The following is a 12,593-nucleotide window of genomic DNA, read 5'->3' as shown; positions in this document are numbered from 1 at the left end:
GCGCCGGGGATGACCCGCAGCTGGCCCCCGAGGCGGCCGACCAGATCCCAAACCTGCCAGCCATCTTCCGTCTGCGGCCGGTTCAGTCTTGCGGGGCAGTTGGGGCAGCGCCCCGTACAGGCCGTGCAGTACCGGTCGCCGCCGCCGAAGGACCACTCGGCGAGGGCGCGGAGACGTTTTTTTCCGCGTCCAGGATCAGGCCACGCGCGACGTATTGGGTTTGGAACGCCTCGAAGACCGGCCAGATTTCCAGCAGCGCGTCGATGCCCTCGGGGGTGACGGGCACGATGTTACCTGCGTCATCGCCGACACCTTTCCAATCCAAGACCGCCCGGCGAGCGACGGCCTTGGCCATGGCGAGGGCCAGTTCCTCTTGGGAAGCCCCATCGGGCAGTCCTTCGATTGCCGGATCGGCGCGGGCCGATACCATCAGGGCGGTGGTCAGCGGGGCGACCAGCAGGCGCAGGCCAGGGGCGAGGTCCAGCCATTGCGGCGTAGCGGTCAGGTTCAGACGGATCATCAGTATGCCTCGATATCGTTGATCAGGTTTGCGGTGCACATGCGGGCGGGGCTGGCAGCTTTCGCCGCTTGCCAGTCGAATGTCGCCTGCACGCCCTGCGGTCCGGAAATCTCGATCCGGGGGCGCGGCAGGTAGACGGCGTGAACGGTGAAGGTGAAGCTATCCCCGGAGGGCAGGACATAGGCGAAGCTGATCTCGCAAGGGTCGCCGTTGATTGCCTGCGTCACCAGCGTGCTGTCGGCAAAGCGGACCTCGATCCGACCGGTCAGGGCGGCGATGGACGGGTCAGCCCCGTCGATCTTGCCATCGCTGCGGATGGTCTCGATCCGGTCAAGGTTGTTGGCATAGGTGATTTCCGCCGACACCACGTTGCCGAGTGCCGTGCCGTTCCGGCTGATCGCGCCGTTGAAATGGCCGAACCGCTTCAGCGCCAGTTCAGCGGGCGTGCCCGCGCCGCTCAAAGTGGCGATGGTCTCGCCTTGTGCCACCAGCCGGGCGGTCGCGGTCAACAGGCCGGAGCGTTGCACCTGCCACGACAGCTGATCCAGCACGCAGCCGGAATACATCGCAAAGCGTGGCACCTCGGGCATGCCGGTCTCGATCGACATTGAGGGCAGGGTCCAGCCGCCCGAGCGGAACTCATGGGTGTAAGGCCCAACGCCAGAGGTAATCGGATCCCCGAAGGCCGCCTTCAGCCAGAACCCGAAGGCTTCGGCGTCGATTGGCACCATGACATCCCCATCGGCCGTCACCGCGTCCTTGATCGGGGCGAGAGGATCGCGACCATAGCCGAGCAATTCGCTGTTCAGGAGTGGCTGTTCCGATCCCAGCGAGGTGCTGGCGAACGGCATCTTTGTGAAACCGCCGACCGGCGGGGTCCCGTAAACCGTCTCATACGCAAGCGCCATCTGCGCCCGCGCGCCTTGCGCACGTGCCATATCTTTCTCCTTGTTGTGGGGGTGTCAGGCCAGAGGGCCGGTGGTTGTATAATGCAGGACGACGGTGATCACCGCCGCCTTCAGAGCTGCCGCGCCTTCGACGGGCAGATCGACCGAGGCCGGGGCTCCTGGTTCAACCCAGTCGCATAACCCGCCCAATGTACGATCGGCTTCCAGCGTGGTGCCAATGGTGGCGATCAGGCTGTCGAATGCCGTGGCGCGGCCATTCGGTGCCTGGATAACCACTTCAAGCTCGGCCCGGTGTTGGAAATGGTAGCGCAGCGGCGACAGTGTCACCTCCGGCTCGCCCGGCTGGCCATCGCGCAGTATGATCAGCCCGGCTGCCGGGATTCGCTCTGGCAGAACCTCATCGCGCAGAACAAGGGCGGCCAAGGGCTGCAGCCCCGCATGCAGCGCGGCGAGGATGGTTTCGCGGGTGGTGGGCATCTGTTATTCCAAGACTGATGGCTTCACCGACGGCTGCTTCGAGCCCAAACGGACCGATGCTGCATGATGTACGGATGTGCGCTATCACGAGAGAGCCAAAAACCTTCAACAACTGCTTGGGTTTTGAACGGGGTTTGTGGCAGCATCAAACGAGGTGTTTTGCAGCCGTGCCAAAAAGGAGGGTTTTTGAACCCCTCAAGTTAGCTATCCTAGACATTGCTGCCGTTCATTTTGAGACATGATAATCAAAAGAGGATACGACAATGCCTAAAAATGCCGCCGACGCGATCATAGACCTCTATCAAGAAAACGCCTCAGCTTGGGTTAATTTGCGTATGCGGGGGCAACCGCTTTTCGAACAGCCTTGGCTGGATCGTTTTCTCGCACTGACGCAGAAGGGCGAACGAAATATTCTGGACCTTGGTTGTGGCTCGGGTCGACCGATTGCAGAGTATTTTATTGCCAAAGCTTGTCAGATCACCGGCGTTGATGGTGCGGTCGCACTGACCGACATCGCGCGGGAGACCTTTCCCGAACATACATGGGTAGCCGCTGACATGCGCAATCTACCTTCATTGGAAAAATTTCATGGTGTGATTGCGTGGCACAGCTTTTTCCACCTCAAGCCTGAAGATCAACGCCCGATGTTCGAAACCTTTAGCCGTCTCTGCTTTCCCGGTGCCCCCCTGATGTTCACCAGCGGCACATCGTTAGGCGAAGCAATTGGAACATTTGAAGGCCAGCCTCTGTATCATGGAAGCTTGGAAAAAGCCGAATATCGCTGCCTATTGCAAGAGAATGGCTTCGATGTGGTTGAGCATATCGAAGAAGATCCGACATGCGGTGGAGCGACTGTCTGGCTGGCCCAGAAGATGTCGAACGTCGGCTGATTAGCTCGGATCTGACATTTACAGCTGTTCCAAAAACGACCGTTTGTTGAACTGCTTCCTCAAAACCAACATTGGTGCACTTGCAGCGAACTCACACTTTGTCCGCATTGCAGACGTCAGCCCAGTTGTCCCTCCACCCAGCTCGCCACGATCAGGCCCGGCACGCCGTCCACCGCGCGCTCTGCATCCCGCGCCAAATCGAGCCTTTTCCGCAGCTTGACCTGTGGTACCAGCAGGAAAATCAGCACGGTTGCCACGCCGCGTCCGGTTTTGGACTTTGACGCCACAGCCCGACCTTTGGAATTCAGCCGTCCCTCGGCCACCAGCAGGCTTGGGCCCCTCCGGCGGTAGATAAACCTTAGGCGCAGGCCAGTGCGGCGCTCCCATTCGCCGGGTGATCCGACCGCCTTTGCTGCTTTTGCCAGCGGCAGCAGGGATCGCCAGCCAGAACCCATTCTTGGACCGGATCAGCGGGCCGGTGTCATGCGCTCCGATGATCACCGGGGCGTTGGACCAGACCAGCGCCGCTGCGTTCAGGCTGTCGCCAGTTTTGGGGAAGCTGGCCAGGCGGATGCTGTTGCCCAACCTCGTGCCCAACCCCGCGCCGGTGATCTGGCTGCGCCAAGCGGATTTGAGACCGGTGCCAGCCTCGCGCATGGCGGCCGACACCGCCTTTTCACCGGCGGCAATTTCTGCCTGCATTAAGGCGGCGATGTCGGGATTGATCTCGATCCTCAGCCTCATGTTGGCCGCAGGTCCAGCGTCCAGATCAGACGTTCGCGATCCCGCATGGGTTCTCCCTGGATCGCAAAGCTGTCGGCCCCGATCACGATCAGATCGTTTGGGCGGGGCCCCGGAAGGTCTGCGACGCGCACGTCCACCATCATGGTGTCGCTGACAAAGCGCGCCGCACCGAATTCGGTGATGTGGTCTGGCGCACGACGTATGACACGGATTGACGTTTCCTCTGACGTGGTTGCGGAAATCCACAAGGCTGCCACCGCCATGGACGGGTTGGCATAGATGCGGTCCATGGCGGTGGCAAAGACGTTCATGGCGGATCCGTCAGTTCGAGGTGTGAATGCGGATCGCGATGCGCGGCCGCTTGTTGACCGGCAGGATCGAGGCCTCCGTCATCAGATCGATCCAGCGGCCCTTCTCGTCGAGATGCTGGCGCGCATAGAGTGGCAGGCCCATTGTATTGGCCGCCTCCAGCAGGTTGGCTGGGCCGCCGAAGGTGGTGAAGGTGTCCATGGTGCCCAACGGGAAGGCGATACCCTCGCTGGCGGGCACCAGCCGTTCGGTGGCTTTGGTGGAAAGTGTCACCGTGCCCGAATACTCCTCGAACACGATGCCCGCGAAGGGGAAGTTGCGCCGCACATCCTGGCGCAAGGGCTGCGCGCCGGTCGCGGCGTAGAACTTGTACGCCTCTTCGGTCTTGGGATGCGCGATCAGCTTGTCGAAGAATTCCCGGCTGACGAGGGCATGCACGTCGTTCATGCTTTCGCCCAGCAGGTTGTCTTCCATGGCGCGCAGGACTTCGCGCACCTTGCCCTGAACATTGGTGCCAGCCGTGCCCAGCACGAAGTCCACCGAGATTTGCGCGAGACCAAACTCGGTGAAGTAGTTGTAGAGCGTCGTCCCAGCCCCGTCTTTGACGATGCCGCGCAGCGCGTTCATTTCCATGTATTCGCGGGTCTGGGCGTGCTTGCGCCGCATCAGCTGCAACTTGCGGTTCATCACCTCGACCAGCGGGTCGGCCCCGTCAAACACGCCCAGCGCCGGTTGGCCTTGGATATCACCGGGCAAGATCACATCATCATGCGGGATCCACGGCAGCGCGAAGGACCGCATCGAACGGCCTTCCCGCGTGCCGACGGTGGCGGGGCCGCCCAGCGGGACGGAGGGCAGCAAGTTCAGCACGCCCTCATATTGCTCGATGATCACCGAGCGCTGGCTGACGCCCTCGAAGCGAAACAGGCCGATCTGGCCAAGGCGGGTGTAGAGGTTGGGCAGGATATTGATGGCCTGCGTCATTTCGGCCAGCGAATAGCCGCCAGCGTCAAAGGGATTGCGGACAAGGGTCATGGGGTGCTCCGGGGGAAAGAGGGATGGATGTGGATGCGCCGCGCCGGTGGGCGTCAGACGCCGTCGCGAGCAATGATGCCGACGGCAGCCAGCTGGCCGATCTTGGTGGTGATCTTCGCGGCGTCATCGACGGTGCCGTCATAGGCGAGGCCTGCGCGCGACACGATTGAGGGACCGCGCGCGACCACAATGCCAGTGGCATCGGCAAGCGTGGCGTCGACGGCATAGAGCAAGACGGCCGTGGCGGTTTGCGCACCATCTGCGCCACCGCTGGTGGCCAGCTTGTATTTGCCGCTGGCGGTAATTTTGCCGAGCACCGAGCCGACGGGATAGGGCATCCCGACAAGCAAAGTGATTACTCGCGGGTGTAGTTCGGGTTGACCTCATATTTGAGGACATCGCCCATGCTGGGCAGTTGCGTCAGGACGGGCATTGGTCAGTCTCCATGTTTTGGGATTGGCGGGAAGTGGCGCTGGATCAGCGCTTGGCGTCGGTCGCGGCCTTCTTGGCGGCCGCGATGATCGGGCTGTCTTTCGCCGCAGTGGCTGCCGGGGCGGTGGCGATGATGCCAGCAGCATCGCTGCGGGCGGCCAGATCGGCCAGGACGCGGGCGCGCAGGGCTTCGGGCTTCAACCCGCGTGTGACCGCGTCGGCTGCGTCGATCTGAACCCCGAGCCGAGCGGCCTGCGCGCAGACCTGTGCGACCTCGGCTGCTTCTGCACGAACAGCGTCGGCGTTCATTGCCGTTGTGTCGGGTGCCACTGCAACCGACGACACGGGCATCGTTGGTGCAGCCGTCGTGGTCGTCTGTGTGGGATTGGTGGCGGCTGTCGGTGCCGGGTTCGGGGTGTCGGTGGGCATGATGGTCATCTGTGGACCCTTTCTGCTGGTGGGAGTGGTGCCGCGGGGTGCGGCGGCGAAAGCGTGGAAGGCCGTGACGGGATCGGCGAGATCGTCGGCAAGACCTGCGGCGATGGCATCGGCCCCGCGAAACACAGCCGCTTCGGTGGCAAGTGCTGCTGCATGGGTCAGCCGATCCCCGCGACCAGCGGCGACGGTTTCGGCAAACAGAAAGCGCACGACCTCCAACTCGCGCTGCATCTGGTCGTGCACCGCCTTGGGCAGGGGCTGGTACGGATTGGCATCGATCTTGTGGGCACCTGCGTGGATCAGCGTGACGGCAATGCCCTTCTGGTCCAGCGCCCCGCTCATGTCGGTGTGCAGTGCCACCACGCCAATGCTGCCGACAGCGCCGGTGCGCGGCAGGATAATGCGGTCGGCTTGCGATGCCAGGACGTAGCCAGCGGACAGCGCGTGTTCGGCTACGAAGGCGTGCATCGGCTTCTGCGCGCGCGCCGCCCGAATGCGGTCGGCCAAATCGAAGGCGCCAGCGACCTCGCCACCGAAGCTGTCGATGTCCAAGGCGATGCCGCGCACGCCGGGATCGGACAGCGCGGCCTGCAGTTGGGCCGCGATGCCCTCGTAAGACGTCATGCCCGAGGATTGCCCGATCCACGCGCCACGGTGCACAAGTGTGCCCGCAATTTCGATTACTGCAATGCCGTCGACCAAGGCGTAGGGCTGGGTGCCATTACGCTGGTGGCGCTGGGCGAGGTCATTGCCGAACAGCGACGCCCGGGCGGGCAGGCTGGCGGCTGTCTGGTCAGCGGCTTCCACTTCCAGGCCATGGAAGGTGATTTCCTGCCCCGTGATGCGCGGGCCCAACCCGGACAGAAACGCCAGCGCCTTGGCTGGGTCGACCATCAAGGGTGTGTTGAAGGCGCGCTGGGCGATCTGGGCGTGGTGCATCATGCGCCCTCCTTGGGGTCAGCCTTGTCTTCAGCATCTTCGGGTGCGTCGTCGCCTTCCGCGCCGTCTGCTTGTCATCCTTGCCGCTGGCAAGCACCGGCCTGCGCCGGGGATCCCGGACGGCGGAAGTCGAGGCCAAGCGCTAGTTCGCGTTTGCGCTCGGCGGCAATTCGCGGTCGACCTGTTCTGCGTCATAGCCACGCTCCGAGATTGCCTGCGTGCGAGATTTCAGCCCGGACTCGATCTGCAGGATCTCGGCCGAGGCGTCCTTCATCGGGTCGATCCAGTCCCATTTCGTCGGCAACCAGGCGCAGGCCTGATATTGCCGCCGCTGTTGATCATAGCCGGGCAGGTCGATAGCACCGGACAGCACCGCCACGTCCATCCAGCGAGACCACACCGCGCGGCACAGCTGGAACACCAGCACGCCATGTTGCCAGGCCGAGATGCGACGGCGGAATTCGATCAGCGATATCCGGGTGTTTGAGAAGTTACCCTTTGCGGTGTCACCGGTCAGATAGCCGTAAGGAATGCCCAGCGCCGCCGCGACCTGCAGAAGCGTCCGGTATTGGAAAAGCTCATAGGTGCCGCCGGAGTCGGGTGTGGCAGGCGTCGAGACATCCTCGCCGGGATCCAGCCGCACCACCTGGCCGGGCTCAACCTCCAGATCCTCCTCGGTCGGTTCCAGCGGGGTTTCGGGTGCGGGCGACGTGATGAACATCGCGAACATCGCCGCGATCTTTTTGCGTTCCAGTTCCGCGTCGTCATAGAGATCGAGGGTGAACAGCTTGACGATTGCGGCGGCAAAGCGCGACACGCCGCGCAACTGGCCTGCCTCGACTGGGTCCAGCACGTGGATCACATCTGCGGCGGGCACACGGACGGTCTCATTGGTGAGGCCGGGGTCGGTCAGATCACCCGGGTGGCGGCGCAGGAAGTGATAGGCGACGCGGCGACCGATGCCGTCGAATTCGATCCCCTGCCGGATCAGCCCAGCGCCGGACAGCGTGCGATTCATGTCGAGGGGCAGCATTTCCGCAGGCAGCATCTGCAATTGCAGCGGCACGGTCAGACCGTCTTCCGCGCGGCGGGGCCGGATGCGGATAAAGACCTCGCCGGAGAGGAACACTTCGCGCGCGGCGCGGCGCTGCAAACCGTAGAAGTCGGTCAGGCCTTCCGCGTCAGCGTCATCCGTCCAGGCCAGCCACAGCGCCTGTAGCTCTTCCTTTTTTGCCGCATCCGTGATCGTCGACGAGGGTTTGATGCCATCGCCGACGACATTGCTGGCGAAGGATTCCACGGCATTCGCGGCATAGCCATTGTTTCTGACCAGCCAGCGCGCGCGGGCGGTGATCGTTTCGCCCGAGGCCGCGATCAGCGTGTTCACATGAGCGCGGGATGCCCGGAACCCGCGCAGACGCCGATGGGCTTGGGCCGCATCGAAGCCGCCGATGATCGAACCGATGCGCTGACGGAATGCCTCAAACGCCATGGATCACAGGCCCTTCGAGGCGACAGTGCCCCAGCGCCGACGACGCGGGGTACCGGTCGTGGCCGTGGCAATCCGGGTTTCCAGATCGCTGATCGCGTTGGCAAGTTCCGAGTCCGAGCCGTAGTTGATCGACTTGCCGTCATAGCTGACCGAGCGGACGCCTGCGTAGCGCGCTTCCTGCAGTGCCGCCAGCAAGGTGCGCATCCGTTCCAGATCCATCTCAATCCCTCATGAAGTTCGGTGTGTAAGCCCGGCGTTTTCGCCGTGGCGTTGTTGGTGTTCCGGCCTTTGGCGCGGCAGGCGTTGTTGGTTCAATCGGCGTGGGCAGTTGCGGTGCCAGGCGCGTTTCCACCCCTGCCTGTTCTTCCAGCCGCCGCCAGGTCGCCTCATCCCAGCGATCCGCGCCCATGATCCACGCCGCCGCCCGGGCATAAACCCGGCAATCCAGCGCCTCGTTACGCTCGCGCATTTTCTGCCATTCGGGGTGGCTGTAACCGCGCTTGTTGCGCACCGTGACCAGCTGTTCGGCCACCAGCTGTTTCAGCCATTCAGTGTCGATCCAGTCGGGCAGATGCACCGTGCCGGGGGCATCGCAGACGCCCAGCGCCCGGTCTTCATCCGAGGGGCGTTCAAGCCGCAGGAAGCGATAGGTCTCAGTCTTGAAGGTGGCTGTGGCCACGGACCAGAGCCGCGCGCCCCGGCGCAGTCGCTTGCCGCCGATGGTGGCGTCGACGAAGGTCGGGCCTGACACTGGCGTGGCGCGGTTGAAGCCCTCCAGGCCCTTGATTGGCGAGACCTGGTCGAACCCCTGTTTCCGCGCCCATGCATAAACAGCTGGGGCCTCGTACCCGGTGTCGATGGCCAGCTTGCCGATGATCATCACAGCACCATTGGCACATGCCCAAGTCCGCCCCAAGAGGGCGGTCAGCTTGTCCCAGCACTGTGGATCGTCGGGACCGCCCGCGATGACGATGTGATCGACCAACCAGCTTGTCCTGTCCCGGCCCCAAGCCCAGACATCGACCTCAATTCGGTCCTTCTGCACATCGACACCGGCAGTCAGGAACAACCCGCCTTCCGGAATCTGCGCACCGCCATAGGCTTCGCGCCGTTCGGCCAGCCGCTGCCATTCCGGCGCATCGCCCGACTCTACCCATGTTTCGCCAAGCAGCGTGTTGCGCGCAGCGCGCAGCATCTCTTCCGAGCCTTGCGCCGCCAACCATTCGCGGGCGATCTGCTGCCAGCTTTTCCAGCCCAGCGGCGAATAGAGCGCCGAGATGTGGAAACCGATCGAATGCGGATCCGCCGATACAGCTGTCGCGCGCCATTCCCCGCGTTCCAGCATCTGCGTCTTGTGATGCTCGGCAATGGGCGTCTCGCAGCCCTCGCAATGATAGGCCGCCGTATCGGGCCGCCCCTTGTCCCAGCGTAACCTTTCAAACTGCAGCCATTGCATCTGGCCACAGTGCGGGCAGGGCACGAAGTATCTGCGCTGGTCCGATGCCTCATACTCGCGCTCGATCCGGCTGATGCCCCGGATGGTGGGCGTCGAGACCATGAACACCTTGCGGCGATGCGAGAAGGTCGTGGTCCGCGCTTCGGCCAAGGTGACCGGATCGCCTTCCTCGTCGGCAGAGGCCGGATAAGCATCAACCTCGTCCAGAAAGATGTACCGCGCGGGCATCGACCGCAGGCCGGTGGCGCTGTTGGCACCGGTCAGCACCAGAATGCCGCCGGGGAATTCCTTGGACAGCATCGAGTTGCCCGCGTCGCGCGACCGGGCTGGGTTCACCCGTTCCCGCAAAGCCGGGCTTTCGGCGATCAGTGGGTCCAGTCGCCCGCGCGAGGTGCGCTTGGCCATTTCCACTGTCGGCAGTACGGCCAGCATTGGTCCCGGAGCGTGATGGATCACGAAGCCGATCCAGTTGTTGCCCGCCTCGGTTGCCCCGACCTGTGCCGCCTTCATGAAGCTGATGCGCTGCGCCGGGTGCCGCGGCGACAGGGCATCCATGATCTCGCGCAGGTAGGGTGCACGCGCGGTGCGATATCGCCCCGGTTCGGCCGCACTACGCGAGGAGAGCCAGCGATGCGCATCCGCCCATTCCGACACCGTCAAGTCAGGATCCGGGCGCATGCCTTTGCGCCAGCTGCGCAAGATATCCTCGGCCCCGTCAAACCCCAGATCGAGGTCTGCGGTCAGGTCACCGCTATCCGAGGCTGACCCGGAGATCGGCGAGGGCTTCGAGGTGCTGTCTGACATGGGCTTCCAACACCCTCTGCAGGATCGCGGCCTCGATAATCACCGGTGTTCCGGTTTGTTTTTCCACTCCCAGAGCCACTTCCGCCGCCATCAGTGCTGACACGCGGGCAGGCCAGGTGACCCATGTGTCGCGTTCCTGCCGCGCCAACCGGAACACCAGTGCTTCGGCGCGCGCGCGATCAACCAGCGTGCCCTTCTTCTTCTGGATGCCAAGCTGCTTGTCCTGCGCCTGGTAGACCGTCAGCGCGGTGCGGGCCTTCAGATAGGACGAGCTGTCGGCGGGGCCGCTGAAACTGCTATCGCCGCCGCCAGTGCTGCGCCGCTGCTGGTCCGGGTCGGTCATGTCGGCACGGCGCACATCTGACGCCGCCGCGTTGATTGACCCGTCGCTGTAAACCACCAGCCGACTGGCCTTTCGCGCCTTCTGGATCGCCCCGCGCGACAGACCGGAATGGGCGGAATACTCGCGTTCGGACATACCTTCCATGGCGACTGCATTAACCTCAAGATATTGGAATTAAACGGAAATAGTGATCTTATTCAGTTGATTACACTCCGCGATAGAGCGATTCATGGTGCAAGGCAAACGGGTGCACCGCACCCCTTACATGAGGATCGGAGACCACCATGCGCGCACAGGAAAAGATGGGACACAGCTCGATGAGCGACGGGTGGCGCAACCACACCAGCCCTGCGCAGGAGCGGGTGAACTGGGTGATGGATGAAGTCATGTCGGGGCGGACGAGCCAGGCCGACGGGATGGTCGAGATGGCACGCGCCCACGAGATGATGCGCGAGGAAGCCCGCGCGCGCACGACCCACCCTGAGCACCGCTGGGAGGAGTGATCATGGCCAAACGCAAATCCACCCCCGAGGCCGCCCGCGAAGCCTTGATCCTCGATATCGCCCAGCGCCGGTTCTTCATTGAAACGCTGGAGACCCGCAATCGGGACCGGCTCGACTTCCACGATGTCGCGGTCTGGGCGATCCGCGATGCGCTGGAAGAGGCCTTTGAAGCTGGCCGCAGCACTGGCGCTAGCGCCGCAACCCAACCCTGAAAGGACAAGATCATGACCACCACCACCATCCGCATCGACATCGCCACGCTGCCCGACCATCTGGACCGTTCGCGCCTGAACAGCGTCGCCGCGGGTATCGAGGACGCGCTGAAGGAAGCGGGCGTCCGCGCCGACTGCTCGGACCTCTTCTCGCACATCAAGATCGACCTGCCGACCGCGCAACTGGCCGCTGCCAGCGCCATGCTGGTCGAGCTTCAGCTGATCTGACGGAGGGCGACATGAGCACCCGGGCGCAGATCGCCATCCAGACCGGGACCGACGAATGGGCGCATGTTTACGTCCACTTCGACGGCTATCCCGCCCATATGCTGCCCGCGCTGGCGCACTGGAAACCCGAGGACATCCTTGCCGCGCGCGAGATCCGGCAGGTCACGGCCGAGGCACTGGACTGCTTCAACCCGCCGCGCGATCCGCGCATGCTGCCGCGTCCGACGCAGGAGTTTGCGCATCTTTACATGTGGATCGACTGCCAGTGGGTGAACGTGTTGCCGAAGGCAGATGCGGCAAGAGTGTAATCAGAAAGCACTGATATTGCTTGGATTTACCTACACTAACCACCCCGCCAGAGCGATGGTAATTACACCAAAACGATGCAACTCATCCCCGGAGACCAAGCCATGACCACCCGCTGCGCCACCGACAACACCAAAGCCCTCGACGCCTTCATGACCACCAAGGTTCAGATCGACGCAATGCTGGCGCGCTTGACGGCCCTCAGCGACGACCATTTTGAAGCGCACCCCGACGAGATCAACTGGGGCGATGTTGGCACCCTGAACCACTACGCCAGCCTGCTGCGCAAGATCACCGACAGCGCCTTCAAGGAGGGCGAGCATGCCGCTTGATCCTGCTCAGCGCCACCAGATCGAACAGGATGCGATCACCGCCGCATGGGAGGCCGAACGTCTCGCAGCCTGCGACGATGCCATCGCCCTGCTGCGCGAAATTGCCGATCTGGAAACCGACGATGATGGCGACGTGATCCTCGGGGCCGACGTAAACGGCCACAACGATCTGTTGTCGCGCATCACCGCCTTCCTTGCCCAGCACGACCAGTAACAGGACCCTGC

At 63.4% G+C, this 12,593-nt stretch carries 16 protein-coding genes and 3 pseudogenes; 7 read left to right on the top strand and 12 right to left on the bottom strand.

Translation table 11 applies throughout. From position 1 onward, the window contains the following. Positions 1 to 82 precede the first annotated feature (82 nt). From H9529_RS09450 to H9529_RS09440, 3 genes are read right to left on the bottom strand one after another with little or no spacing between them, the layout of a single operon-like run. Positions 83 to 520 (bottom strand): hypothetical protein, encoded by a 438-nt coding sequence (locus H9529_RS09450; protein ID WP_092892673.1) that lies wholly within the window; start codon positions 518 to 520, stop codon positions 83 to 85. After that, a complete protein-coding gene (locus H9529_RS09445) occupies positions 520 to 1,458 on the bottom strand; it encodes a phage tail tube protein (RefSeq protein WP_092892671.1) in 939 nt (312 codons plus the stop codon). The genes H9529_RS09450 and H9529_RS09445 overlap by 1 nt, the downstream gene beginning before the upstream one ends. Positions 1,459 to 1,482: 24 nt before the next feature. After that, positions 1,483 to 1,905, bottom strand: a complete 423-nt coding sequence (locus H9529_RS09440; protein ID WP_092892669.1) for an acyl-CoA transferase — start codon at positions 1,903 to 1,905, stop codon at positions 1,483 to 1,485. Between the two features lie 263 nt (positions 1,906 to 2,168). On the opposite strand from H9529_RS09440, the gene H9529_RS09435 reads away from it, so the two are divergent. Further along, positions 2,169 to 2,795, top strand: a complete 627-nt coding sequence (locus H9529_RS09435; RefSeq protein ID WP_092892667.1) for a class I SAM-dependent DNA methyltransferase — start codon at positions 2,169 to 2,171, stop codon at positions 2,793 to 2,795. Positions 2,796 to 2,911: 116 nt separating this feature from the next. Here the strand turns inward: H9529_RS09435 and H9529_RS09430 are convergent. From H9529_RS09430 to H9529_RS09390, 9 genes and pseudogenes are all read right to left on the bottom strand, one after another. Next, a pseudogene (locus tag H9529_RS09430) lies at positions 2,912 to 3,539 on the bottom strand (DUF6441 family protein). Further along, entirely contained in the window at positions 3,536 to 3,850 is a 315-nt protein-coding gene (locus H9529_RS09425; RefSeq protein ID WP_092893002.1) for a head-tail joining protein, read from the bottom strand. Before H9529_RS09425 ends, H9529_RS09430 begins: the two are co-directional and overlap by 4 nt. Before the next feature lie 10 nt (positions 3,851 to 3,860). Further along, complete coding sequence (locus tag H9529_RS09420; RefSeq protein WP_092893000.1) at positions 3,861 to 4,883, bottom strand: major capsid protein; 1,023 nt, start codon at positions 4,881 to 4,883, stop codon at positions 3,861 to 3,863. Between the two features lie 53 nt (positions 4,884 to 4,936). After that, positions 4,937 to 5,316, bottom strand: a pseudogene (locus tag H9529_RS09415) (head decoration protein). A gap of 44 nt (positions 5,317 to 5,360) precedes the next feature. Beyond that, positions 5,361 to 6,695 (bottom strand): S49 family peptidase, encoded by a 1,335-nt coding sequence (locus H9529_RS09410; protein WP_092892926.1) that lies wholly within the window; start codon positions 6,693 to 6,695, stop codon positions 5,361 to 5,363. 98 nt (positions 6,696 to 6,793) lie between these two features. Further along, positions 6,794 to 8,184 (bottom strand): annotated as a pseudogene (locus H9529_RS09405) (phage portal protein); the annotation flags it as partial. Between the two features lie 3 nt (positions 8,185 to 8,187). Next, the gene (locus H9529_RS09400; RefSeq protein ID WP_092892930.1) at positions 8,188 to 8,403 is read right to left on the bottom strand and encodes a phage head-tail joining protein; all 216 of its coding nucleotides are present in this window, start codon (positions 8,401 to 8,403) and stop codon (positions 8,188 to 8,190) included. A gap of 1 nt (position 8,404) precedes the next feature. Beyond that, positions 8,405 to 10,444, bottom strand: coding sequence for a phage terminase large subunit family protein (locus H9529_RS09395; RefSeq protein ID WP_190305603.1), 2,040 nt, complete (start codon positions 10,442 to 10,444; stop codon positions 8,405 to 8,407). Beyond that, positions 10,392 to 10,931: a hypothetical protein gene (locus H9529_RS09390; RefSeq protein WP_092892643.1), complete on the bottom strand. Its 540-nt coding sequence runs from the start codon at positions 10,929 to 10,931 to the stop codon at positions 10,392 to 10,394. Before H9529_RS09390 ends, H9529_RS09395 begins: the two co-directional genes overlap by 53 nt. Before the next feature lie 158 nt (positions 10,932 to 11,089). Here H9529_RS09390 and H9529_RS09385 point away from each other — a divergent pair, with 158 nt between their 5' ends. The 6 genes from H9529_RS09385 to H9529_RS09360 all read left to right on the top strand — a co-directional run bounded on the left by H9529_RS09385 (position 11,090) and on the right by H9529_RS09360 (position 12,582). Then, the gene (locus H9529_RS09385; RefSeq protein WP_223814114.1) at positions 11,090 to 11,290 is read left to right on the top strand and encodes a hypothetical protein; all 201 of its coding nucleotides are present in this window, start codon (positions 11,090 to 11,092) and stop codon (positions 11,288 to 11,290) included. A gap of 2 nt (positions 11,291 to 11,292) precedes the next feature. After that, positions 11,293 to 11,502 (top strand): DUF6900 domain-containing protein, encoded by a 210-nt coding sequence (locus H9529_RS09380; protein ID WP_092892639.1) that lies wholly within the window; start codon positions 11,293 to 11,295, stop codon positions 11,500 to 11,502. A 12-nt stretch (positions 11,503 to 11,514) separates the two neighbouring features. Beyond that, positions 11,515 to 11,730 (top strand): hypothetical protein, encoded by a 216-nt coding sequence (locus tag H9529_RS09375; protein WP_092892637.1) that lies wholly within the window; start codon positions 11,515 to 11,517, stop codon positions 11,728 to 11,730. An 11-nt stretch (positions 11,731 to 11,741) separates the two neighbouring features. Beyond that, positions 11,742 to 12,038 carry a hypothetical protein gene (locus H9529_RS09370; protein ID WP_092892635.1) on the top strand — a complete coding sequence of 99 codons (297 nt, stop codon included), beginning with the start codon at positions 11,742 to 11,744 and terminating at the stop codon, positions 12,036 to 12,038. A 102-nt stretch (positions 12,039 to 12,140) separates the two neighbouring features. Further along, entirely contained in the window at positions 12,141 to 12,368 is a 228-nt protein-coding gene (locus H9529_RS09365; RefSeq protein WP_092892633.1) for a hypothetical protein, read from the top strand. Next, positions 12,358 to 12,582: a hypothetical protein gene (locus tag H9529_RS09360; RefSeq protein ID WP_092892631.1), complete on the top strand. Its 225-nt coding sequence runs from the start codon at positions 12,358 to 12,360 to the stop codon at positions 12,580 to 12,582. Before H9529_RS09365 ends, H9529_RS09360 begins: the two co-directional genes overlap by 11 nt. The last annotated feature ends 11 nt before the right edge of the window (positions 12,583 to 12,593 follow it).

This window comes from Roseicitreum antarcticum, from assembly GCF_014681765.1.
GTDB lineage: Bacteria > Pseudomonadota > Alphaproteobacteria > Rhodobacterales > Rhodobacteraceae > Roseicitreum > Roseicitreum antarcticum.
The sequence above is the reverse complement of the archived record's forward strand: the minus strand, read 5'-3'. Positions and strand labels throughout refer to the sequence as shown.

Excerpts from the sequence above, each read along its gene's own strand:
- H9529_RS09450 (WP_092892673.1), bottom strand. The coding sequence starts at position 520 with ATGATCCGTCTGAACCTGACCGCTACGCCGCAATGGCTGGACCTCGCC.
- H9529_RS09445 (WP_092892671.1), bottom strand. The coding sequence starts at position 1,458 with ATGGCACGTGCGCAAGGCGCGCGGGCGCAGATGGCGCTTGCGTATGAG.
- H9529_RS09440 (WP_092892669.1), bottom strand. The coding sequence starts at position 1,905 with ATGCCCACCACCCGCGAAACCATCCTCGCCGCGCTGCATGCGGGGCTG.
- H9529_RS09435 (WP_092892667.1), top strand. The coding sequence starts at position 2,169 with ATGCCTAAAAATGCCGCCGACGCGATCATAGACCTCTATCAAGAAAAC.
- H9529_RS09425 (WP_092893002.1), bottom strand. The coding sequence starts at position 3,850 with ATGAACGTCTTTGCCACCGCCATGGACCGCATCTATGCCAACCCGTCC.
- H9529_RS09420 (WP_092893000.1), bottom strand. The coding sequence starts at position 4,883 with ATGACCCTTGTCCGCAATCCCTTTGACGCTGGCGGCTATTCGCTGGCC.
- H9529_RS09410 (WP_092892926.1), bottom strand. The coding sequence starts at position 6,695 with ATGATGCACCACGCCCAGATCGCCCAGCGCGCCTTCAACACACCCTTG.
- H9529_RS09400 (WP_092892930.1), bottom strand. The coding sequence starts at position 8,403 with ATGGATCTGGAACGGATGCGCACCTTGCTGGCGGCACTGCAGGAAGCG.
- H9529_RS09395 (WP_190305603.1), bottom strand. The coding sequence starts at position 10,444 with ATGTCAGACAGCACCTCGAAGCCCTCGCCGATCTCCGGGTCAGCCTCG.
- H9529_RS09390 (WP_092892643.1), bottom strand. The coding sequence starts at position 10,931 with ATGGAAGGTATGTCCGAACGCGAGTATTCCGCCCATTCCGGTCTGTCG.
- H9529_RS09385 (WP_223814114.1), top strand. The coding sequence starts at position 11,090 with ATGGGACACAGCTCGATGAGCGACGGGTGGCGCAACCACACCAGCCCT.
- H9529_RS09380 (WP_092892639.1), top strand. The coding sequence starts at position 11,293 with ATGGCCAAACGCAAATCCACCCCCGAGGCCGCCCGCGAAGCCTTGATC.
- H9529_RS09375 (WP_092892637.1), top strand. The coding sequence starts at position 11,515 with ATGACCACCACCACCATCCGCATCGACATCGCCACGCTGCCCGACCAT.
- H9529_RS09370 (WP_092892635.1), top strand. The coding sequence starts at position 11,742 with ATGAGCACCCGGGCGCAGATCGCCATCCAGACCGGGACCGACGAATGG.
- H9529_RS09365 (WP_092892633.1), top strand. The coding sequence starts at position 12,141 with ATGACCACCCGCTGCGCCACCGACAACACCAAAGCCCTCGACGCCTTC.
- H9529_RS09360 (WP_092892631.1), top strand. The coding sequence starts at position 12,358 with ATGCCGCTTGATCCTGCTCAGCGCCACCAGATCGAACAGGATGCGATC.